General features: G+C 40.4%; 15 protein-coding genes, 1 tRNA gene and 1 pseudogene. 12 read left to right on the forward strand and 5 right to left on the reverse strand.

Annotated elements, in window-relative coordinates; translation table 11 throughout:
* The first annotated feature begins 75 nt into the window (after positions 1-75).
* Positions 76-1,278 (forward strand): glutathione S-transferase family protein, encoded by a 1,203-nt coding sequence (locus NSP_RS05320; protein WP_006194928.1) that lies wholly within the window; start codon positions 76-78, stop codon positions 1,276-1,278.
* Here the strand turns inward: NSP_RS05320 and NSP_RS05325 are convergent.
* Positions 1,275-2,411: a type I restriction endonuclease gene (locus tag NSP_RS05325; protein WP_006194929.1), complete on the reverse strand. Its 1,137-nt coding sequence runs from the start codon at positions 2,409-2,411 to the stop codon at positions 1,275-1,277. The two genes, NSP_RS05320 and NSP_RS05325, sit on opposite strands and share 4 nt — an antisense overlap.
* A gap of 211 nt (positions 2,412-2,622) precedes the next feature.
* The gene (locus NSP_RS05330; protein WP_006194930.1) at positions 2,623-5,004 is read right to left on the reverse strand and encodes a phosphoketolase family protein; all 2,382 of its coding nucleotides are present in this window, start codon (positions 5,002-5,004) and stop codon (positions 2,623-2,625) included.
* A gap of 805 nt (positions 5,005-5,809) precedes the next feature.
* On the opposite strand from NSP_RS05330, the gene uvrA reads away from it, so the two are divergent.
* The 9 genes and pseudogenes from uvrA to NSP_RS27490 all read left to right on the forward strand — a co-directional run.
* A complete protein-coding gene (uvrA, locus tag NSP_RS05335; RefSeq protein ID WP_006194931.1) occupies positions 5,810-8,680 on the forward strand; it encodes an excinuclease ABC subunit UvrA in 2,871 nt (956 codons plus the stop codon).
* A gap of 280 nt (positions 8,681-8,960) precedes the next feature.
* Positions 8,961-9,034 (forward strand) — tRNA-Met (locus NSP_RS05340).
* A gap of 818 nt (positions 9,035-9,852) precedes the next feature.
* Positions 9,853-12,561 (forward strand): TonB-dependent siderophore receptor, encoded by a 2,709-nt coding sequence (locus NSP_RS05345; RefSeq protein WP_006194932.1) that lies wholly within the window; start codon positions 9,853-9,855, stop codon positions 12,559-12,561.
* Between the two features lie 229 nt (positions 12,562-12,790).
* Complete coding sequence (locus NSP_RS25875) at positions 12,791-12,940, forward strand: hypothetical protein (RefSeq protein ID WP_006194933.1); 150 nt, start codon at positions 12,791-12,793, stop codon at positions 12,938-12,940.
* Between the two features lie 50 nt (positions 12,941-12,990).
* Positions 12,991-13,974, forward strand: coding sequence for an ABC transporter substrate-binding protein (locus NSP_RS05350; protein WP_006194934.1), 984 nt, complete (start codon positions 12,991-12,993; stop codon positions 13,972-13,974).
* A gap of 450 nt (positions 13,975-14,424) precedes the next feature.
* A complete protein-coding gene (locus tag NSP_RS05360; RefSeq protein WP_006194936.1) occupies positions 14,425-15,456 on the forward strand; it encodes a FecCD family ABC transporter permease in 1,032 nt (343 codons plus the stop codon).
* Positions 15,453-16,499, forward strand: a complete 1,047-nt coding sequence (locus tag NSP_RS05365; RefSeq protein ID WP_006194937.1) for a FecCD family ABC transporter permease — start codon at positions 15,453-15,455, stop codon at positions 16,497-16,499. The genes NSP_RS05360 and NSP_RS05365 overlap by 4 nt, the downstream gene beginning before the upstream one ends.
* Positions 16,496-17,308 (forward strand): ABC transporter ATP-binding protein, encoded by an 813-nt coding sequence (locus NSP_RS05370; RefSeq protein ID WP_006194938.1) that lies wholly within the window; start codon positions 16,496-16,498, stop codon positions 17,306-17,308. The genes NSP_RS05365 and NSP_RS05370 overlap by 4 nt, the downstream gene beginning before the upstream one ends.
* 148 nt (positions 17,309-17,456) lie before the next feature.
* A pseudogene (locus NSP_RS27490) lies at positions 17,457-17,558 on the forward strand (penicillin acylase family protein); the annotation flags it as partial.
* A gap of 71 nt (positions 17,559-17,629) precedes the next feature.
* On the opposite strand, the gene NSP_RS05380 reads toward NSP_RS27490, so the two are convergent.
* The 3 genes from NSP_RS05380 to NSP_RS05395 all read right to left on the reverse strand — a co-directional run bounded on the left by NSP_RS05380 (position 17,630) and on the right by NSP_RS05395 (position 21,873).
* Positions 17,630-18,466 (reverse strand): DNA adenine methylase, encoded by an 837-nt coding sequence (locus tag NSP_RS05380; protein ID WP_006194940.1) that lies wholly within the window; start codon positions 18,464-18,466, stop codon positions 17,630-17,632.
* A gap of 170 nt (positions 18,467-18,636) precedes the next feature.
* Entirely contained in the window at positions 18,637-19,770 is a 1,134-nt protein-coding gene (locus tag NSP_RS05390) for a hypothetical protein (RefSeq protein WP_006194941.1), read from the reverse strand.
* A 105-nt stretch (positions 19,771-19,875) separates the two neighbouring features.
* The gene (locus NSP_RS05395) at positions 19,876-21,873 is read right to left on the reverse strand and encodes an amylo-alpha-1,6-glucosidase (protein ID WP_006194942.1); all 1,998 of its coding nucleotides are present in this window, start codon (positions 21,871-21,873) and stop codon (positions 19,876-19,878) included.
* Positions 21,874-22,012: 139 nt separating this feature from the next.
* Between NSP_RS05395 and NSP_RS05400 the strand changes: the two genes are divergently transcribed.
* Together NSP_RS05400 and NSP_RS05405 are read left to right on the forward strand one after the other, a co-directional pair.
* Entirely contained in the window at positions 22,013-22,624 is a 612-nt protein-coding gene (locus NSP_RS05400) for a peroxiredoxin (protein WP_006194943.1), read from the forward strand.
* A gap of 120 nt (positions 22,625-22,744) precedes the next feature.
* Positions 22,745-23,281, forward strand: coding sequence for a peroxiredoxin family protein (locus tag NSP_RS05405; RefSeq protein WP_006194944.1), 537 nt, complete (start codon positions 22,745-22,747; stop codon positions 23,279-23,281).
* The last annotated feature ends 67 nt before the right edge of the window (positions 23,282-23,348 follow it).

Below are 23,348 nucleotides of genomic sequence, written 5' to 3' on the forward strand. Positions count from 1 at the left end.
TAAATATGTTGGCAAGTAGTCGGTAAAATTGTAGAGTCAAGAAAAGTCCTAAGTATTGCCTACTCAACTCCCCCTATGACTACCGCACCCTTAAGCTGGCAAGAACTAGAAACCCTCACGGATTATCAAATAGATACTGTTAATGGTCTCACCAATGCTAGAGCCAGGTTACGCTTGTTTGGTCAGCCCGAATCTGATGTACGGGTAACGCTGTATCGCGATAACCACGCCTGGTGTCCATACTGTCAAAAAGTTTGGTTATGGCTAGAGGAAAAACAGATCCCCTACCGCATCGAAAAAGTGACAATGTTCTGCTATGGGGAAAAAGAAAGTTGGTACAAACGTAAGGTCCCATCAGGAATGCTCCCTGCTATTGAGCTAGATGGACGAATTATTAAGGAAAGCGATGATATTTTGCTCGCTTTGGAACAGGTTTTTGCTCCATTAAACCAAGGGATGGAAGACCCCAAGGTGCTGACTCTACGTCGATTAGAACGACTTTTATTTAGAGCTTGGTGTATGTGGCTGTGTTCTAGAGCAGGTTCCTCTCAACAAGAACAACGCAACCGAGAACAATTTATCACAGTGGTGGCTAAGGTTGAGGATGCTCTAAGTCGCACCCCAAGCCCTTACTTTCTGGATAGCTTCGGTATTGTTGATGTGATTTTTACGCCATATCTGGAACGGATGAATGCCAGCCTTTACTACTACAAGGGCTACTCGCTGCGAGAGGAAAACCCTCGCTTAAGCGCATGGTTTGCGGCAATGGAAAGCCGACCTACCTACTGCGGTACTCAGAGCGACTTTCACACCCACGCACATGATTTACCGCCCCAGATGGGGGGCTGTTGGGAAAACGGCGAACCCCAGATGCTTCTCAATAAGGCGAGGGTGGATAACGGTCCCTGGTTTGGACTACCGGATGTTTCTTATCCAGAACCCGAAAACTCCCGCATGGAGGCTCTTCAACGAACTATCAAACATCGCATCAATATTATCCGAGTTAACCCCTTAGATGATAATTTGTTTGATCAAGCGCTACGTTGTGCTTTAACACACATGATGACGGGTGAAGACTGTGTACCTCCATCGGGATCTGATGTTGCTTTACGATATTTGCGCGATCGCATTAATGTACCACGAGATATGTCCATCTACGCAGCCAAGCGATTGCGGGAATCCCTGGAGAAAACCGCAGCCCTTGCAGGTAATGGACAGCCAGCCCCCATTCCCACTCAGCATCGACGAGATCAAGACCCGTCTAACTTTGTGATTTAATGTTTAGCAGCTTCTAGTTCATAAGACCGAATAATCACCCTTGCTAGTCTATCTAAATCATCAATCGAAGAAATGGTGATTTTTGACCATGCTTCCCCTGTAGTTGCTGTGACTTCTTGCACTAGGAAACCTGACGCTAAACTTTTCACTTCATCTATACTTATGCGAGCAATAAAACTCTTCTTTGTTGAAGATAAATACAATCGTAAAAACCACCATGTGACTTTACCAATGTTAATTACGAAATAATTTGCTGTTTCTCTATACTGAAGTTCAAATTTATAGCTTTTAGATTTTTTGATAATTGTTTGTATTTTAGCAAAAGCTGCTAATTCTTCAGCTTCAATATTTGGTTGATCAGACTGATAAAAATTAATATATTCCCCGGACTTTACCATTTCTTGATTGAGGGAACAAGTCCTTAATTCTCCTAAACTACCTTGAATAGATTTTTTAATAATAGGTTGAAATTTTTCAATCACCTTAGCAGTAATTCGACCGGGAATTTCATAACCAGGGGCTACCGTACCCAATTCACTCACTAAAAAACGCACAAATCCTTCGGAGGGAGAACGTAAGACATTCCCAATAAGTTGAGTTATAGCTTTTACATAGATCATTTCTTCAGCATGATGACTAATAGCTGCAATATCAAAGATATTGCGGTGAAAAAACTGGAGATTTTCAATGTCTTTAGTTTGATACTCAAGAATATTAAAAATGAAAAATGGCTCCTTATCCATGACATTTTTATGACGTAAATCTGTAAAGAACCGATAATCGATTCCGTTAGTAACGATAGCAACTTTTGTGGTTAGCAACCCATTGAAATAACGACTTAATTGCCCATCATGTGCTTCAGCTTTTTCACCACAGGCTTTAGCCTCTACGAACATGACTATAGAACCATTTATAGCTAAAGCATAATCTACCTTTTCAAACTGTCCGGCTTTTTTGATGGCAAAATCTGCGATATATTCTGGTATAACTTCACTAGGGTCATGAACATCGTAACCAAGGGCGCTCAAAAAAGGGACAATTAATGCCATTTTAGTGGCTTCTTCACCAAAAACATTGTCTATTCGCTTACGTATCTGTTTAGATAATTTAGTAATATCTTCCGCAAATCCCATACAGGCAAACCTTAATATAATTAAAACTTACTATTTTGTGTAAGTCATTATACAAGACAACAGCGTGATTTAGTTCAGCACTAACAACAACCAAAAAAATTTGATCTCCGATTTATAAACACAAAGATCCCCAACTTCTTCAAGAAGTCGGGGATCTGATTTGCTAAGTTAAAAAATTAATGAAATCCTAAAAATGGTTTGATGTCAGCCATTAATAAGACCATTTCCAATCGCGAATTTCCGGCATATCTTCACCGTGTTGCTGAATATAGTGCTTATGTTCAATCAGCTTATCTTGTAACATCTGTTTCACATAAGCGGCTTTAGAACCTAGTTGTGGTACGCGGTCAATTACGTCCATTACGAGGTGAAAGCGATCAAGATCGTTCAGCACTACCATATCAAAGGGGGTAGTGGTAGTTCCTTCTTCCTTATAACCACGGACGTGCAAGTTCTTGTGGTTGGTGTGGCGATAAGTCAGGCGATGAATCAGCCAGGGATAACCATGAAAAGCAAAGATGATCGGTTTATCTGTGGTAAAAATTGTATCAAACTCTTTATTGCTTAAACCGTGGGGATGCTCACTTTGGGGCTGTAGTTTCATCAAGTTGACGATGTTCACTACCCGCACCTTTAATTCTGGGAAGTGCTGGCGGAGAATATCCACGGCGGCTAAGGTTTCTAAGGTGGGAACGTCCCCAGCACAAGCCATGACTACATCGGGTTCGCTACCTTTATCGTTACTAGCCCATTCCCAAATACTCAGTCCTTTGGTGCAGTGCTTGATTGCGGCATCCATATCTAGGTATTGTAATGATGGCTGCTTACCTGCAACGATGACATTTACATAGTGACGACTTCTCAAGCAATGGTCTGTGACTGATAGCAAAGTATTAGCATCGGGTGGTAGATAGACGCGAATAATCTCGGCTTTTTTGTTGAGTACATGGTCGATAAAACCAGGGTCTTGGTGAGAGAAACCGTTGTGGTCTTGTCGCCAAACGTGAGAAGTTAGTAAGTAGTTGAGAGAAGCAATGGGTCGCCGCCAAGGGATATCATTGGTGGTTTTCAGCCATTTGGCGTGCTGGTTGAACATCGAGTCAATGATGTGGATAAAGGCTTCATAGCAGGAGAAAAACCCATGACGACCTGTAAGTAGGTAGCCTTCTAACCAGCCTTGACAATTGGTTTCACTGAGGACTTCCATCACCCGACCATTGGGGGAAAGATTTTCGTCTTCTGGGAGGATGTCGGCTACCCAAGTCCGGTCTGTGACTTCCAGCACAGCACCGAGGCGATTTGATGCTGTTTCGTCAGGGCCAAAGATGCGAAAGTTGCTGCTTTCTTCGTTGAGTTTCATGACATCCCGCAGAAGCTGTCCCATCACTTTGGTAGCTTCGGCGTAAGTTGTCCCTGGGTGGGTAACATCAACTGCATAGTCTGGGAAATCAGGCATTTTTAGGTCCCGCAGCAGCATACCGCCGTTGGTGTGGGGATTGTCGCCCATGCGTCGATGTCCTGCGGGCGCTAGTTCTGCGAGTTCGGGAATGAGTGTTCCGTTAGCATCGAAGAGTTCTTCTGGTTTGTAACTCTTCATCCATTCTTCGAGTAATTTCAGGTGTTCTGGGTTGCTGGTGACGTTACCAAATGGTACTTGATGCGATCGCCAGTAACCTTCGGTTTTTTTGCCATTAACTTCCTTGGGGCCTGTCCAACCTTTGGGGGTTCTGAGGATAATCATCGGCCACTGGGGACGCTGGCTGAAACCATGTACACGGGCTTCTCTTTGGATGTTTTGAATTTCGGCGATCGCAATATCTAAAGTTGCGGCCATTTGCTGGTGAACATCTGCGGGTTCAACACCTTCGACAAAATAAGGTTTGTAACCATAACCTAAAAATAGATTTTCCAATTCCTCATAACTCAACCTTGCGAGTAAGGTGGGGTTAGCAATTTTATAGCCATTCAGGTGTAATATCGGCAGCACTGCACCATCATGGACAGGATTGAGAAATTTGTTAGAATGCCAACTTGTCGCTAAAGCCCCTGTTTCCGCTTCACCGTCGCCTACAACAGCCGCCACAATTAAGTCGGGGTTATCAAAAGCCGCACCATAAGCATGAACAAGTGCATAACCCAGTTCACCACCTTCATGAATTGAACCAGGGGTTTCTGGTGCTACATGGCTCGGAATACCACCAGGAAAAGAAAACTGTTTGAAGAGTTTTTTCATTCCCTCAGTATCCTGGGAAATGTTGGGATAGTATTCGCTGTAAGTTCCTTCTAGGTAGGTATTGGCTACCAGTCCGGGGCCGCCATGACCGGGGCCAGCAATGTATATTGTGTTGAGGTCATACTTTTTAATGACTCGGTTGAGATGAACATAAATAAAGTTCAGCCCCGGTGTTGTTCCCCAATGTCCCAAAAGTCGGGGTTTGACGTGTTCCTTTTTTAAAGGTTCTCGTAGCAGGGGATTGTCGAATAGATATATTTGCCCAACTGAAAGATAGTTAGCCGCACGCCAGTAAGCGTTTATTTTATGCAGTTCTTCATCTGCTAAAGGCTTTGTTTGTGGGGTACTTACTAAAGTCATATTAGCCTCGATGCCAAAATTATTTTGATTAGGTCGTCAGTATGCCAGTTTAGTTGTTTGTGGTCAGCATTTCATCTGACTAATGACTAATTTTTCCAGGTTTTGCGGAAATATTAGGCATAATTATTGATTCAATTGAAAATAACTAATTGAGTAATGCCTATGATACAGCAACCGCCAGGGTGGTTAAGACATGACAAAATTCCCAAACCAATTCACAGCAAGCATTTCACTTTTGAGTTTTGCTATATCTCCATGAAAGGCTAACAAATTTAGTATCCTATTGAACAAGTTTTCACCTTAATTTTAAGTTTCATTTAATATCTTTTGGCAAAAAATATCACGTCACCAATGTGGCTACTGGATTAATATAGCGATTCCTACAAAGTTTTTTTCAGACGGATATTTGAGTTCAGTCGATGTTTAATAGCATCGCGCCTCTGATTCGGGGGTTTACACTCTCAAAAAACAGTTCTAGATTCAGCGCCCTTCTTTGAGGGAGACACCATACCATGTCTGCATTACTAAGTTAGTCTTGTCATTGGTTTCTGTTCTCCCAATTCAAGTCGGATCTGCCAAGAGGCCATTTACACGCAATTCTATGTCTTTACCTACGGGTGTAAAATTACCATACTAGCTGGCACATCTGCAATTGTGTCGGCTGTAAAAAATATCACAAATAGCTTAAAAAAATGCTGTGAAGAAATCACTACATGAAACAGTACAATTGTTCTACGAGAACCGGATTAAAGATAGTATTATGAAGGATTGTTTCCAGTCGCCTCTTAGGTATCACTAAGCCGATATGTCAGATCACAAGCTCGCCCGATCCTTATCTCACCATCATAGCCAGAATACCATTCGCATTCGGGGTGCTAGGCAGCATAATCTGAAAAATATTGATTTGGAATTACCGCGCGATCGCCTGATTGTTTTTACTGGCGTTTCTGGTTCGGGTAAATCTTCTTTAGCCTTTGATACCATTTTCGCAGAAGGGCAACGGCGTTATGTAGAGTCCCTCAGCGCCTACGCTCGGCAATTTTTAGGTCAATTAGACAAACCGGATGTAGAAGCCATTGAAGGCTTAAGTCCGGCGATTTCCATCGATCAAAAGTCTACTTCCCATAACCCCCGTTCGACGGTGGGGACGGTAACGGAAATTTACGACTATCTGCGACTATTGTTTGGTCGCGCTGGTGAACCCCATTGTCCGATATGCGATCGCTCGATAGCACCCCAGACCATTGACGAAATGTGCGATCGCATCTCCGATTTACCAGACAGAACTAAATTCCAAATTCTTGCGCCTGTTGTCAGAGGTAAAAAAGGGACTCACCGCAAGCTGATATCAAGTCTCGCTTCTCAGGGTTTCGTGCGGGTGCGTGTAGATGGAGAAGTGCGGGAACTTTCTGACTCGATTGAATTAGATAAAAATATTACCCATACTATAGAAGTTGTTATCGACCGCTTGGTGAAAAAAGCTGGTATTCAAGAGCGTTTGGTTGATTCTTTGTCTACGTGCTTAAAACAGTCTGGTGGTATTGCTACCATTCTTGTGAGTGTGACATCTGATAGCGGCGAAGATACAGAAGAAGAATTAGTATTTTCGGAAAACTTTGCTTGTCCGGTACATGGGGCGGTGATGGAAGAGTTATCACCGCGCCTGTTTTCTTTTAACTCGCCTTATGGTGCTTGTCCCCATTGTCACGGAATTGGGACTTTAAAGACATTTACGCCTGATTTGATTGTACCAGACCCGGACGCACCAATTTACGCGGCGATCGCTCCTTGGTCGGAAAAAGATAATTCTTATTATTTGGAATTGCTTTATAGTGTGGGACAGTCTACTGGGTTTGAGTTACAAGCTAAGTGGAATCAGCTAACAGTAGAACAGCAGCATACTGTGATGTATGGGGAGAAGGAAAAACGAACCGCAGAGGCGCAGAGGACACAGAGTTTTAAGGGTGTGATTCCGATTTTGCAACGTCAATATGAGGGTGGAACGGAGTTAGTTAAACAGAAGTTAGAGCAATATTTAGTTGATCAACCTTGTGAGGTTTGTGGAGGGAAACGGTTAAAACCGGAAGCTTTGGCTGTACGGTTGGGACAATATGGAATTTTAGATTTAACTGGGGTTTCGATTCAAGATTGTCGGGAAAGAATTGATTTGTTAGAATTGGGCGATCGGCAAATTCAAATTGCTGATTTAGTTTTAAGAGAAATCAAAGCTAGATTGCAATTTTTGTTAGATGTTGGTTTAGATTATCTTACCTTAGATCGTCCCGCCATGACTCTTTCTGGTGGAGAAGCCCAACGAATTCGGTTAGCAACGCAAATTGGTTCTGGTTTAACAGGAGTGCTTTACGTTTTAGACGAACCCAGTATTGGTTTGCATCAACGAGATAATGGAAGGTTACTCAAAACTTTAACTAAATTACGCGATTTAGGTAATACTTTAATAGTCGTTGAGCATGATGAAGAAACCATCCGTGCAGCCAATTATATCGTTGATATTGGACCCGGTGCAGGAATCCACGGCGGAAATATTGTTTCTCAAGGTGATTTAGAAACTTTATTAGCAGCAGAAGATTCTTTAACAGGGGCTTATTTATCAGGAAGAAGAGTAATTACCACTCCACAGGAACGGAGAAAAGGAAACGGGCGCAGTTTAGTCATTAAAAACGCCCATCGCAATAATTTAAGAAATATCGATGTCGAAATTCCTTTAGGTAAACTTGTCGCCGTAACTGGTGTTTCTGGTTCTGGTAAATCTACCTTAATTAACGAATTACTTTATCCCTCATTACAACATCATTTAACCAAAAAAATTCCCTTACCGAGACACTTACAGGAAATTCAGGGATTAAATGCAGTTGATAAAGCCATTGTTATCGACCAATCGCCTATAGGACGTACACCACGTTCTAATCCTGCAACATATACAGGTATTTTCGATGCAATTCGGGATGTATTTTCCCAAACAGTCGAAGCGAAAGCTAGGGGATATAAACCCGGACAATTTTCCTTCAATGTTAAAGGTGGACGTTGTGAAGCTTGTAGCGGACAGGGTGTAAATGTCATTGAAATGAATTTTCTCCCCGATGTTTATGTCCAGTGTGAAGTTTGCAAAGGTGCGAGATATAACCGGGAAACTTTGCAAGTGAAATACAAAGATAAATCAATTTCTGATGTTCTGAATATGACGGTTGAGGAAAGTTTAGAATTTTTCCAAAACATTCCTAAAGCCGTAACTCGGTTGCAAACTTTATATGATGTTGGTTTAGGTTACGTCAAACTGGGACAACCTGCAACTACCTTATCTGGTGGTGAAGCGCAACGGGTGAAATTAGCCACAGAACTATCTCGCCGGGCGACAGGTAAGACACTTTATTTAATAGATGAACCAACCACAGGCTTATCTTTTTATGATGTCCATAAATTGTTGGATGTCTTGCAAAGATTAGTAGATAAAGGTAATTCAATTTTAGTCATTGAACACAATTTAGACGTGATTCGTTGCGCTGATTGGGTAATTGATTTAGGTCCCGAAGGTGGCGATAAAGGGGGAGAAATCATTGCTGTGGGTACACCGGAGGAAGTTGCAAAAAATCCCCGTTCTTATACTGGACAATATTTGCAGCAGGTGTTAAAGCAGTATTCAACGGGGAGGAAATAAGAGTTAGTTGGGCTACGCCCCGCTACGCTAACACGCAAAGGCGCACCAGCGAAGCGAAGCACGAAGTGCGTTAGGCGCAAAGGTGGAAAGGTGGAAAGGGTGGAAAGAGGAATTTAAAATGCATATTGCGGGATGAACTCCTCTTTTCTTCTCTTCCTCTGTGCGCCTGGTGCGCCTCTGCGTGACAAAAAACCCCTCATCCCCCTCTGAAAAAATTAATTTCTCAAAATACTAGCCATACCAAAACCTATATGCTATGATCAGAAAGTATGAAACGTAAGGCTCAGTAGCTCAGTTGGTTAGAGTACGGGACTCATAAGCCTGGGGTCGTCAGTTCAAATCTGACCTGAGCCATTTAATAAAGCTTAGTGTATAAGTGTTTCACCTCCTAGTCATCAATAGTTGTAGGGGGCTGAACTTGTTATTTAAGCTCTTTTGACTATCCCCTGACTATCCAAAATAGTCAGGGGATTAATATGAAAGTTGGGATTCAGGTGTCTAAGGGCAGTTAGATAATCTAGCCCTGGTGGATATAGTAGTAATGCCCGTTCCCCCGTTAAATTTAATACTTGTAATTGAGAGTAATCGCACCCGTGCGATTACTCTCAATAGTTGTTACCTTACTTCAATATCCAAATTTCTAACACCAAAGGTATTTAATGCAAATTACTTTCAATAATTCTTGCTTTACTTCAATTACAAGTCATTTGCAACTACTGATACATCAGTTTATATTATCAATTAGTGACATAGCTATTATTTTTATTTTTATTAAAAGAAATTAGCAAAATGTCTGTAGAACAATGATATTTTTATTAATACCCAGTTCTCAAACTTGAAAGTTAGTGAACAGAATTACTATTTTTACTTAAAACCTTTGTTTGGTCAGGATTTAAGCCGAAACGGAACCAGTCTGCTGATGGTTTTGATTCTCTGGAAATCAATACTAGGGGCTGATAAGATTTCCGCTAGGATTGGCTTGGGGCTTGAATTTCAATGACTGAATCTTGGTGAGATAACCTGTTACCTCAGTTGCGATGCAAGTCACTAGTTAATGACAAATGATTGTAATAATTTGAACTTTGATCTAATATCATATTGAAAATTAGTGCTAATAGTTTACTGGAATAACCAGTATAAGTTAAGCGTAAGCCTTGGGTGTGAGGAGCAGAATGAAACAAGATCGGTTATTTCAAACCCTGTTGTTGACAGGTGCTTTTTCTTTGCTGTTAACAACTCCTGTCTTTAGTAAGGAGAAACAAAAGATAGAATTACAGCCTTTTGATACCAGTGACACAAGTATAAATTCTCAAAAGATACAACACTCAAAGATCAAGGTGCCATTGACTGGTTCTCAAAAGCTAGTACAGTCCACAGAACAAGCAGTCATACTAATTACTAGTGTAAAAGTAAACCGCACAGATAAGGGTGTGGAGTTTATTTTAGAGACTTCCAAAGGTGAGCAGCTGCAAGTATCAGCCAAAAGTGAAGGTAATACATACATTAGTGAGATTCGTAATGCTCAATTACAACTCTCTAATGGTCAAACAACATTTAGTCAAGATAACCCAACAGCAGGAATTACGCTCTTACAAGTAACTAATCAGGATCAGAATACTATTCGCGTGACGCTGATAGGAGAGTCGGGATTACCAACTGTTCAGTTGTTTGATAGTAACGAGGGTTTGATTTTTGAAGCTGCATCAACAATATCACCTCAACCACCCCAAGCAAATACAGAATTTCAGCCACCCGAACCTGAGCAGATAGCGAGCGAACCACCATTACCGGAGGATGAGGGGATAGAATTGGTCGTGACGGCAACTCGTACTGAAGAAGATGTCGTAAATATCGCGCGTTCTGTAACGGTAATTACTCGTGACCAGATTGAGCAGCAATCTAAATTAAGTACCAATTTAGCTGATATTCTGGCGAAAACTGTTCCTGGCTTTGGTTCACCAACTAATCGTAGTAATACATTTGGGCAAACTTTACGAGGCCGCAATATTTCCGTCTTAATTGACGGTGTTCCCCAAAATGCTAACTTGCAATCAATTCCCGCCGCACTGACAACCATCGATCCCAGTGCGATTGAACGAATTGAGGTGGTTCGCGGTCCGAATGCGATTTATGGTGGTCAAGCTACTGGTGGGGTTGTCAATATTATTACTAAGAGGCCAAGCGGTCAAAGATTAACTTCCACAACAAACATTGGTTTGGATACTTCTTTGACTCGTTCCGAAGATAGTTTTGGCTATAATCTATCTCACCAAATATCTGGGACAGAAGGCATATTTGACTATACGGTGGGTTTTTCTCTGGTTACAACTGCGGGTTTTTATGATGCACAAGGCGATCGCATTGCTAATTTTTCAGGTGATGAAGACAGCAGAAAAATAAATGCTTTGGCTAAGATAGGGGTAGAATTATCGCCAGAACAACGTCTGCAATTTACCTTTAATCATTTTAATCAAAAACAAGATACTAATTTTGAATCGGATGAAGCAATTGATGACATTCCCGGAATTCAAAAATCTCGCGTTTTGCAGATACCAGAAGGAACAACTGTCATTGGTGCTGATTATGGGAGCTTTATCAACAATACCTTATTGAGCTTAAATTACACTAATGACAACATTTTAAATAGTAAACTTCAGGCTCAAGCTTACTATCGTAATTATGGTTTTGGTGGGGGACTTCCTAGTGATAACCGAGGGGGAAGATTAGATGCAATCACTCAGTCAGAAGGAGAATCGGAACAGTTGGGAGGACGATTGCAAGTTGAAACCCCCTTCAATTCTGAACAAACCGTGAGTTTACTTTGGGGTGTTGACTATCAGAATGAGCAAAGTTCTCAAAAGTTTAATATTTTTGATGGTGATGAATTGGATGCATCAGGGGGTCGAGTCTTTCGCAAAATTGACGAGCGTGTTTTTGTCCCAGAATATGACTTTAGCGAATTGGGTGTATTTGGTCAGTTGCAATGGGAGGTTAGTGATAATCTGCGGTTAAGCGGTGGTTTGCGTTATGTGAATATAGATGTGAGTTTGGAAGATTACACCACTGCGGAATCTCCCCGTCGGGATATTCAAGGAGGCGATCGCAGTTTTGATTCTACAGTGTTTAATACTGGAATTGTCTACAAATTTACGCCAGAAGTTAGTGTTTTTGGTAACTTTGCTCAAGGGTTTTCCGTTCCCGATTTGGGTCGTGTCTTCCGCAGACCCCCTGGAGGTGTAGTTAATATTTTGGATTCTTTGCAATTAACAGAACCACAGAAAGTAGACAACTATGAAATTGGGGTTCGTGGTCAATGGGATAATCTCCAAGCATCCCTTGCTGGTTTTTACAACTATTCTGACTTAGGTTCGGCTATTTCATTTAACGCTAACACTGATTTCCTAGAAACTGTTCGCGCTCCCCAAAAAGTTTACGGTATAGAAGCTGCTGTTGATGTCCAGCCTTCTGAAGGTTGGAATTTGGGTGGTACAGCGACTTGGACGGAAGGTGAAAATGATGAAGATAATGATGGAGAGTATGTAGCACTCAATAGTATTACAGTTCCACCTTTCAAATTGACTGCTTACATAGAAAACCAAACTCTCGAAGGTTGGCGCAACCGATTACAATTACTTTATTCTGGTAATCGCGATCGCGGTTTTGAAGATGGAGTAGAAGATGGCAAAATTAGCAGCTACGTGACAGTAGATTACCTCAGCAGCATCAAAATAGGTGAAGGAGAATTACAAATAGGTATTCAAAACCTATTTAATAACCAATATTTCCCGGTTTACTCACAATATTTTTCACCTTTCTTTGATAGTGCTAATTATGCTGGTAAAGGTAGAACCTTAAGCTTTGGATATCGGATTACTTGGTAATAAATGAAATACATTCAGAAGTGGTAGGGGCGGGTTTAGTAATATTGTGGGGCGAGCATCCTGCCCGCCTTTTTCTGAAATAAATATATATAGGACTCCTATTTGATTATGGCTTTTTGTTAGGAATGATTGGGATTGGTTTAATTACCAAGTTCAAGGTCATGTAATTGAGGAAAACGAAGATGAAACTTTTAATAAAGTAGAAATAACCTTCACAACACCTGATGGTATGGTTAACCGTTACAGATGTAATGTGATTGAAGATGAAAGTAAAAGTTTGATTTTTCGAGGAATATGCAATAACAATGAATTAAGCAAATTTCCTCAAGTTGTAATTACAGAACTTGTGGAAATTAAACCATCATTAATCACAGTCTAATCACTAGTAAAACCATATTTACTTGGGTAATCATCGCTATAGTCAAGAAAATGTCAATTAAAGATAATCTCTTAATCAGGGTGTTTACCCTCGTGCATTCCCTAGTTTATTATCGTCAAATTAAGTTAGTTTTATTCAGCATTTTCACAGCGTTAATAATTATCGGCTGTGGAATGAGTACACCGCAAAATGTCATCCCAACTTCTGTAGATTTAACTTCAGAAATGCGAGTAGTCAAACACGCTATGGGTGAAACCAAAATACCTTTACATCCACAACGAGTAGTTGTATTAGGTGGATTAGATAATGTTTTAGCTTTAGGGGTAAAACCAATAGCATCGACAACATTAGGTGATCATCAATTTCTCAACTATTTAGATGATTTAACATCAGGAATTGAAAAAATTGGTACTAATGGTCAACCCAATATAGAAAAGATTTTATATCTCAAACCAGACTTGATTTTAGGTTTTTCTTGGGATGCTGAATTGTATGAGCAACTATCCCAAATTGCTCCAACAGTATTAGCAGATGAAAACAGTGCATGGCAAGATTGGTTAAAAAAATATGCAGAAGCACTAGGAGAAACAGCAAAAGCTGAGAAAATATTGCAAGACTATCAGCAAAGAATAGAAAGTCTGCGTCAAAAAATGGGAGAAAACCTTTCCCAAACTAAAGTATCTTTAGTTAATTTTTGGGCTAATTATACTCGTCTGTATATGCACCGTTCTTTTAGTGGCTCAATCCTCAAAGAAATCGGTTTACCTCGTCCTCGATATGAAGATAAAGATAAAAATCACGAAAACATTTCTTTGGAATTAATTCCTCAAATCGGTGGTGATGTTATTTTCTTAATTCTCGGAGGACACAATGAATCAAGGTTAAAGCAATTCGCCAATCATCCTCTCTGGTCGCGCTTACAAGCCGTTCAACAAGATCGGGTTTATCCAGTTACAGGTGATACATGGGTTGCTGGATGGGGAATTATTGCAGCTAATCGAGTCTTAGATGACCTATTTAAATATTTGCCTTAACTTCTAACTAACACATTTTATAACCCTTATATAGCAGGGCTTTTAGCCAAACAAAAAAATGTGTTTGTTTCATTCGTTGCGAGGGAATTTAATACTTTTGACTTTTGACTTCCCCTCCTGGGGCGCTCACATCTTACACCTATAAATATGGGTGTCGAAACCGCTCTCTGACGCTACATTTCCCTGGAAGGATAGTTCAAACTTTTCTGATGCAGTTTCCTGTTCTGGCGCTTTTAGATACATAAATAGGCATCTTAGTATAAGAGTTTTTACGTATTTTAACCCTTTTCCTTGCACCTTTGCCCTGGTCATCCATAAATTACCACCTGTTGCCATTTCTTCAGCAATCCCTATTTAAATAAATAAGAATTTATGCTATTTAGTCTTATATACACTTGAAATAATTATCAACTAATTTAAACTCTCTTGAGAAGAAATATCAGATTGATAATGAGTAAATTAACTTCCTCTTTCAACAAAGGATTTTTACAGTCCCTAACTTTACCCGTCGCGGGTTTAGTTATAGGACTACTAATTCTCCTTATATCCCTACTTTTTAGCGTTACTCTCGGCGCAGCAGATATCTCCTGGCATACAGTTTATACAGCCTTGATTGACTTTGATGGCTCTAAAGACCATTTAATTATTCGTACAGTCAGACTACCGCGATCGCTCCTCGCTGTGATCGTAGGTGCAGCAATTTCTGTATCTGGCGCACTCATGCAAGGTATAACCCGCAACCCCTTAGCCGACCCAGGCATTTTAGGAATTAACGCCGGTGCATCCTTCGCTGTGGTCATCGCTATCTTTATCTTTGGTACATCTGCACCCAGTGTTTATATTTGGTATGCCTTCGCAGGTGCGGGAATAACCGCTATCAGCGTTTATTTTTTAGCTTCCCTGGGTCGCAGTGGCATAACGCCACTTAATATCACTATTGCTGGTGCAGCTATTAGCGCCTTACTTGCTTCACTAATCACCACCGTCTTAATTGTCAGTCAACGCACATTAGAAGAAATTCGCTTTTGGTTAGCAGGTTCCTTAGCCAGTGCCGATACCAGTATCATTACTCAAGTGTTGCCTTATATTTGTATTGGCTTAATCTTGGCATTCCTCCTGGGAAGACAAATCACAATTCTCAGCCTGGGAGAAGATATCGCCCAAGGATTAGGTCAAAAAACCTTATGGATAAAAATTACCGCCGCCATCAGCGTTTTTCTCCTTCAAGGTAGTGCAGTAGCAGTTGCTGGTGGGATTGGATTTATTGGTTTAATTGTTCCCCACATGGTTCGCTTCTTCGTTGGAGTAGATTACCGATGGATTTTACCTTACAGCGCCCTTTTCGGCTCAATTCTCCTGTTAAGTTCAGATATCTTTGCCAGATTGGTCATTCGACCCCAAGAAATACCCGTAGGGATTATGACAGCCTTACTGGGTGCGCCATTCTTCATTTATTTAGCGAAAAATAAAATCAAAAAATGAGGAATAACAGCTTAATTTTCCGTTCTAAAATATTTCCGATTTCTTTCCGCCTGCAAAAACGTGTTCCCATTGTTTTACTCATCCTAGTGATCATTACTGTGGTAACAATGGTAATTAGCACTTCCATCGGCGAATATCCCACACCACCCCTAGCCGTAATTCAAACAGTTTTGGGCATAGATACAGGAAACCCTGAATATGCTTTTGTGATCAAGACTCTAAGATTACCAAGAACTTTAACAGCTGCACTTGTGGGTATGGCTTTAGGAATTTCCGGCACAATTATGCAAGGTATCACCAGAAATCCTTTAGCAGCCCCAGGTATTATTGGGATTAATGCAGGTGCTGGACTAGCTGCTGTGTCCTTAATTGTGCTGTTTCCCAACTTACCCACGGGAAGTTTGCCTCTAGCCGCCTTTGGTGGTGCTTTAGCTGCTGCTGTGCTGATTTACCTACTAGCGTGGGATAGTGGTACTCATCCCATTCGCCTGATTTTAATTGGTGTGGGAATTTCTGCTGTTACTGGTGCTTTTACTAGCCTATTGGTGACATTTGGCGAGATTAACAATGTTAGTCAAGCCTTAGTTTGGCTAGCTGGTAGTATTTATGGCCGCAGTTGGGAACAGCTAGTAGCTTTATTACCTTGGTTGATAGTATTTATACCTTTAGCTTTAGCCAGCGCACCACAATTAAACGCTTTAGCTTTGGGGGATGAACTAGCAAAAGGTTTAGGTAGTCGAGTAGAGTGGCAACGGAGTTTTTTAATATTAATTAGTGCCGCACTTTCTGGTGCAGCAGTCGCCACTGCTGGAAGCATTGGTTTTGTCGGATTAATTTCTCCCCATATTGCCCGTCAGTTAGTCGGTGGTAATCATCAAGGTTTAATTCCCGTATCAGCGATATGGGGCGCAATGATTGTAGTGGTTGCTGATTTATTGGGAAGAATTATTTTCGCTCCTGTGGAACTTCCTTGTGGAATTGTGACTGCTGTAATTGGCGCTCCTTATTTTATATATCTATTAGTGCAAACCCGGAAAAAATGACATTAGATACTCAGGTTGATTATCAACTAACAGCTAACAATTTAACTCTCGGTTACGATGGCATTACCATAGTCAAAAATTTAGATTTGACTATCCCAAAAGGAAAAATTACTGCCTTGGTTGGTGCTAATGGTTGCGGAAAATCTACACTTTTGCGGGGTTTGGCTAGGTTATTGAAACCTCATGGAGGTACAGTTTGTTTAGATACAGCAGATTTGTTTAAGTTATCAACAAAAGAGGTAGCGAAAAAATTAGGCATTCTGGCTCAAGGACCAGTTGCACCAGAAGGTTTAACTGTACGAGATTTAGTGGCTTGTGGCAGGTTTCCTTATCAAAATTGGATGCAGCAATGGACTAAAGAAGATGAACGATTTGTCGAGATAGCCTTAGAAACCACTAGAATGAAGGAACTAAGTGAACGTGAGTTAGATACTCTTTCTGGTGGACAGCGACAACGGGCTTGGATTGCGATGGCACTAGCTCAGAATACGGATATATTACTATTAGATGAACCGACTACTTTTTTAGATTTAGCATATCAAATTGAAGTTTTAGATTTGCTATGGGAATTAAACCAAAATCATGGTACAACTTTAGTGATGGTGTTACATGATTTAAATCAGGCTTGTCGTTATGCAGATTATTTGGTGGCGGTAAAGCAGGGTAGCGTTTATAGTTATGGTCCGCCAGCAGAAGTGATGAGTAAAAGCACTGTGCAAGAAGTATTTGGCTTAGATTCCCAGATTGTTACAGACCCAGTTGCTCTTACACCAATGTGTATCCCCATTAGTCGCATACGGCGTGTTTAAATAATTGAAAATTCCAAAATTATTTGACCATTGTAGCTTCATGATGAAAAAATTCTTCTGCGTTGAAGAATTTTGAGAATTTTTTTTACAAATGAATACAATGTTTATTGCTACAAAAACTAAATTTGATTATTCTCTAGACTGGCGACTGGTAGGTATTCCCGTGTTAGCGATCGCCTTCAATGATAATTTAGGTTGGACTCACACCGTTAACACTCATGATGGCTGGGATGCCTACGAACTGAAATTACAAGTGTGGCGAACAAAAGAGGAAATTAATGCTCATTTGGAAGAAAGAAAAGTATTTTGATGGGATTACAATTAAAGTTCTAGATTTAACTGTTGATGATTTTTAGCAAAATTGCTAATGAATAATTCTTTACCTTTCGCTGCACTACCTTGTTTGTAGTTATTCATGCCATACTGCAATTCCCACTCCCACAGATGAGAGTCGGGGAAATTTTCTCTGATTTGAGGTGAATCATCGTAAGTTATTAACCAACGGTGATGACATTCTCTGAGCAATTCCGCAAATCTTTGATGCTCAAATGTTGTGTGTAAATCACCATCTTTACCATATAACCTGGATTTAGTCGCAGCAAAATAAGGGGGGTCTAAAAATATGAATACATTTTTCCCTTCTGCGTCTAATAGTTGACTATAATCTAAGTTAGTGATTTTGACATCATCGGTTAAGATTTCTGCTAATTTCTCTAGTCGTTCTATTGAGGAGTAAGTAAAGCGTTTCTGAAAAGCTTGCTCAGAATAACCTCCAGATTCTACAGTCCCAGAAAATGTAATTCTATTGAGAATAAAAAAGCGTGCTGCTCTCTCAAAATCAGATAATGTTTTGGTATCTATACTGGTTAATTCTTTAAATAGGATTTTACCATCTGTATATTTATCTTTAACATGGCGAATTTCTTCGACTAGCTGGGGTAAATCAGATTTCGCATATTTCCAAAATAGAAATAACTCGCGGTTTAAATCGTTTATCCAGATTTTGAGGTGAGGAAATTTTTGCTTTAAGTATATAAAGACGGAACCACCTCCTACAAATGGTTCTCTAAATTCAGAGAAGCTATCTGGTAAGTTTTCGGCTATTTGCTTAATAGCTCTTGACTTACCACCTGGGTATCGTAATGGGCTTTTTATCATGGAGGAACGAACCACGAAGGACACGAAGGACACGAAGGAAGAGGGGAAGAAGAAGGAAGGAAAGGGTGTAGTAGGTGTAGGTTGGGTAGAGGAACGAAACCCAACGCCAAAAAATTCTCGCTTTTGTTGGGTTTTACTTTGTTCAACCCAACCTACAATTATTTCTTATACTAATTACTTGTCACTTCTATTTTAAGCTTTTGATTATCATCAGCCTCTACAGCGAGTTTTCTAATTATTTCTCTTTGGTTATTGTTAAAAATTTTGACATTAGTATTCAAAAAAGATTCTAGCTGCGTTGCTGATGCATCTGGAAACACAATAGAGCCTATCACGTTTTTACCAGTTAATTTTAACTTAGTTATAAAAGATACTGGTTGTCCGTTAAGATTTAACGAATCTAGATTAGAAAATAATATTAACTTAAATAAACCATCTTGGATATCAGGTAGCTTTGGCAAAGATTCTTTGGAAGTGTTTTTTGACTCTTGTATTATATAAATATCATTTTCGTGGAATATTTCATCGGGAGTTAAATAGTACACTCCTCCTAAGTAATTTTCAATACTAAAAGTAGCTTTTAATCCATCAATTAAATATTCCAGTTTATGAGATGTCAAAGCTTCTCTCTTGCTAGCGTTTTGGGAACCTTTAAGAGAAATATTTTTAAACTCCTCGAATTCCTCAATAATTCTTTGTAAATAGTTATCCATCCCTTGTCGAGGGTGAATCATTACTTCAGTTTTTCTGGAAATAACATCATAACAATCGAGAGCTTTTTCAAAAATTTGTACAAATCTTTCTTCAAATAAATTTTTATTCCAATGGAGAGCGCTCTGGCGGTATGCAAGTATTTCATTAATTTGAGATTTAACAAATTCATTATTAAATTGCTGGTTGGTTAGTTTATGCTTATTATTTTGCCCTTTTTTTGTACTTTTTTCCGCAGTTTCATAATAAGCAAGAACAATATAAATATTAAGTAAATTCATCCACGAGATTGTCGAATACTGAATTCTATCTCTATCACCATCTTTACCCTCGTCTTTAATAACCGGGATAATAGTAATTACTTTGGAAGCATTATATGTATTGTAAATTCTAGCAAAGGGGTAACTTCTAGTTCTTTTAGGTGATACCCATTGCGAATAGGCGATTTCTGTAGTGGGAGACTTAATTAATCCAGATGTATTTGCTTGGATAATATTAAATTCCTCTAAACTAATCTCTTTTAATTCTTCTCCTAAGTAAGTTTTATAGGTTACTCCCTTGATAAATCCTGTAAAGTGTAAAACTTCTGTCATTTTTGCGCTTACTGTTTTGCAGCCGTTTTAAAAAAAACTAAATCAAAGTAACTATAAATATACTTGATTTATTGTATCATTGTATAAAATCAAAGTATAAACTATTTATTGAAAGTGTCTGATTACCTCGGAAACTGACCAAGCTTGTGCGATCGCACCTTTAGGAGCATGAGGCGAATCTCCATCAAATATCTCCGAAATCGAGTTAATACAGCCATCAGCCAGGAAATGATCCAGCAATGGTTGCCAATCAAAGGGTAAACTTCGTTTTGGGTAAGAACGCTGCCACGCACGCACAAAGGGACCAATCAGCCAAGCCCAAACAGTACCTTGATGATAGGAGCGATCGCGCTGTTCTGAGTCCCCCGTGTATTTACTTATATAATCGGTGTCGGCTGGATCAAGACTGCGAAGACCATAGGGAGTAAGTAAACGGGAAGTTGCTAAATCTACTACTGCTCGCCTTTGCTGCTCTGAAAACCCACAATGATGCAGCGACAACGCTAAAACTGCATTGGGACGAATCTGGGAATTACGACTATCATCTGGATAAATCGTGTCATACAAATAACCAAGCTGCGGATTCCAGAACTTTTGCAGCGAATTTCTCACTTGTTGCGCTTGCTGAGTATAACGCTGCGCCTGCTTTGCCAAACGGGCTGAATCGCCTAACTCCATTTGGCTCAAGCGTTCCGCCCATTGACTCATCCAACATAAAGCCGAATACCACAGCGCGTTGATTTCTACTGCTTTACCATTGCGGGGTGTTACAGGCTCTCCCTCAATCACTACATCCATCCAGGTAAGTGCAACACCGCGCACGTCCCAACTCACTAACCCATCAGTAGCATCAACTTGGATGTTGTAATGTGTACCACCCATAAAGGCTTTGTGGATTTGCTGCACTACGGGAAACTGTGCTGCTAAAAATTCCCAGTCTTGGGTAGCTTCTAAATAAAGTCCTAAAGTTTCAATCCACCATAACGCCGCATCAATACTGTTATAAGCCGGTTCTCCATCAACATCAGGAAAAACATTGGGAATTAAACCGTGGCGACAGTAACGCCCAAAGGTTTGTAATAACCCTTTTGCTAATTCATAGCGCTGGGTGACTAAGGCTAAACCCGGTAAAGCAATTAAGGTATCACGCCCCCAATCGTTGAACCAATGATAACCAGCAATGACTGTGGGACCAGATATCGAGGCTCGATAAACGATAAATTGATCGCTGGCTGTTAATAATTTCTGCCAAATGGGAGATGTGAAGGGTTTATTTTCTCCCCAGCCAAAAATTTGCGCTAGCCTTTCTTGTTCTGTTTCTATAGCTTGGGCAAAAATTTCGGGAGTGAGTAGACTTTGCTCCCGATTGGGTAAACCCGTCTGTGCTTCTAGGGTGACTGCATCTCCTGGTTGGAGTATAACTGTTAAGTAACCAGGACTATAGAGGTCTTCGCGATCGCCTAATCCTCTTTCTTTCTCCTCTGGTAACTGATAATCCCAATACCAAACGCCATCTGCTTGATATTCTCCTTGAGTCCAACGCAAATGCCAAGGTGTGCCAAATTCCCCAGAAAATATGGCTTGGAGACAAACTTGATTTTGAGCGAGTAGTTGGGAAAACTCTAAGCCGGGATGACCTTTTTGCTGGTGGTGAAAATCGCGATCGCCTATGAGCAACCGTAGCCGTAAAATGGCTGTATCACTGCCTTCATAGCGATACTGTATCAACAGCCGATGTGAGCAAATATTTTGTTCCCCACTTCCCAACCCATAAGGCATTAGCAATTGTCTGCTTAGTTGCCAGTTATCTTGTTGCCAAATCCATTTGGGAACTGGGTTAATATCAAAAGAGTGCAGGAATTTATAGCCTTGGGGCGAAATCTGACCATTTCCCCAGAAGTTTGTTCCTAGTGCTATCAACCTTCCTGAGACTTCTAAACTGGCTTCTAGGTGGGAAAACAGCAAAGTCCGACCAGAGGGCGGATTGGTCGCCGCAAATAGCCAACCATGATAGGTACGAGTCCGCACATCAGAAATCGTCCCACTGGCAAAACTTCCCAAGCCATTCGTCACTAACCATTCTCTTGTATCTAAATCAGGCATTTGGTACTCAAAATCGTTATGACTATGATATAGTCGTAACAGATTGTAATTAAACTTTGACAATTGTAACCGGGTAAGTGTCAACTCACCCAAATTCCCACACTATTATACTTATATAAGTTGAAGGAGAATTCGTTTAATGTCCCTCACTTACGCAACAGAAGGATGCCTCCGCGTTGGTCAACAGGCTCCTGAATTTACAGCCACAGCTGTGGTAGATCAAGAATTTAAGACCATTAAACTTTCCGACTATCGCGGTAAGTATGTGGTTCTGTTTTTCTACCCCTTAGACTTTACCTTTGTTTGCCCCACTGAGATCACAGCATTTAGCGATCGCTACGAAGAATTTAAGAAAGTTAACACAGAAGTTCTCGGTGTTTCCGTTGATAGCGAATTCTCTCACCTAGCCTGGATTCAAACTGAACGCAAGTCTGGTGGTGTCGGCGACCTCAATTATCCCTTAGTTTCGGACATCAAAAAAGAGATTAGCGCCACCTACAATGTCCTTGACCCAGCCGCAGGTATTGCTTTACGCGGTTTGTTCATTATTGATAAAGATGGTATCATCCAGCATTCTACAGTGAATAACCTCGCCTTTGGTCGCAGCGTTGATGAAACCCTGCGGACATTGCAAGCCCTTCAGTATGTTCAGTCTCACCCCGATGAAGTTTGCCCAGCCGGTTGGCAACCTGGTGATCAAACAATGGTTCCTGACCCTGTGAAGTCGAAAGTCTACTTCTCGGCTGTCTAGATTTTTTGAGAAAATAAGATGTAAAAACCACAGATGCACACAGATGAACACAGATAGTTATTATGTAAGTGTTATTTTCTATGTATGTCTGTGGTTTTTTAAATAAATTATCATAAAAATATGCTGACTTCTACTGATTTTAGTGGGTTATTCAATGAGCGCTTTTTTCGCAATTTTTTCCCCATCCCGGCGATAAATCAGCTAAGGTTGGGAGTAGGAACACCAGATTTTCAATTGCCAGATATCACTAATGGCACTGTGGTGAAATTATCAAATTATCAAGGTAAGCAACCAGTATTACTGGCTTTTACTCGCATATTTACAGAGAAGCAATATTGTCCTTTTTGTTTTCCTCATATCAAAGCTTTGAATGAAAACTACGAACAATTTAAAAGTCGTGGGATCGAAGTTTTAATGATTACTAGCACTGATGAACAGCAAAGTCAAATAGTTATCCAAGATTTGGGTTTAAAAATGCCGTTGTTGAGTGATCCTAGTTGTCGAGTGTTTCGTAAATACAATGTCGGACAAGCTTTAGGTGCGCCTTTACCAGCCCAGTTTGTTTTGGATAAAGATGGTAAATTGCTTTACAGGCATTTATTTTCCTTTTTGGATCACAATGCTAGTGTGGAAACGTTACTAAAAGAATTCAATTAACACTTCAAACGCCCAAACCGCAAAGCCTGAGCGCTTGAACTACTAACTCGCAGAGAAATTTCTGCTA

Source organism: Nodularia spumigena CCY9414, assembly GCF_000340565.2.
Taxonomy (GTDB): Bacteria; Cyanobacteriota; Cyanobacteriia; order Cyanobacteriales; family Nostocaceae; genus Nodularia; species Nodularia spumigena.

Bases quoted from the DNA above. Each gene is read 5' to 3' on its own strand.
- NSP_RS05405 (WP_006194944.1), top strand. From the start codon at position 22,745: ATGCTGACTTCTACTGATTTTAGTGGGTTATTCAATGAGCGCTTTTTT.
- NSP_RS05395 (WP_006194942.1), bottom strand. From the start codon at position 21,873: ATGCCTGATTTAGATACAAGAGAATGGTTAGTGACGAATGGCTTGGGA.
- NSP_RS05320 (WP_006194928.1), top strand. From the start codon at position 76: ATGACTACCGCACCCTTAAGCTGGCAAGAACTAGAAACCCTCACGGAT.
- NSP_RS05380 (WP_006194940.1), bottom strand. From the start codon at position 18,466: ATGATAAAAAGCCCATTACGATACCCAGGTGGTAAGTCAAGAGCTATT.
- NSP_RS05370 (WP_006194938.1), top strand. From the start codon at position 16,496: ATGACATTAGATACTCAGGTTGATTATCAACTAACAGCTAACAATTTA.
- NSP_RS05330 (WP_006194930.1), bottom strand. From the start codon at position 5,004: ATGACTTTAGTAAGTACCCCACAAACAAAGCCTTTAGCAGATGAAGAA.
- uvrA (WP_006194931.1), top strand. From the start codon at position 5,810: ATGTCAGATCACAAGCTCGCCCGATCCTTATCTCACCATCATAGCCAG.
- NSP_RS25875 (WP_006194933.1), top strand. From the start codon at position 12,791: ATGGTTAACCGTTACAGATGTAATGTGATTGAAGATGAAAGTAAAAGT.
- NSP_RS05325 (WP_006194929.1), bottom strand. From the start codon at position 2,411: ATGGGATTTGCGGAAGATATTACTAAATTATCTAAACAGATACGTAAG.
- NSP_RS05360 (WP_006194936.1), top strand. From the start codon at position 14,425: ATGAGTAAATTAACTTCCTCTTTCAACAAAGGATTTTTACAGTCCCTA.
- NSP_RS05350 (WP_006194934.1), top strand. From the start codon at position 12,991: ATGTCAATTAAAGATAATCTCTTAATCAGGGTGTTTACCCTCGTGCAT.
- NSP_RS05400 (WP_006194943.1), top strand. From the start codon at position 22,013: ATGTCCCTCACTTACGCAACAGAAGGATGCCTCCGCGTTGGTCAACAG.
- NSP_RS05365 (WP_006194937.1), top strand. From the start codon at position 15,453: ATGAGGAATAACAGCTTAATTTTCCGTTCTAAAATATTTCCGATTTCT.
- NSP_RS05345 (WP_006194932.1), top strand. From the start codon at position 9,853: ATGAAACAAGATCGGTTATTTCAAACCCTGTTGTTGACAGGTGCTTTT.
- NSP_RS05390 (WP_006194941.1), bottom strand. From the start codon at position 19,770: ATGACAGAAGTTTTACACTTTACAGGATTTATCAAGGGAGTAACCTAT.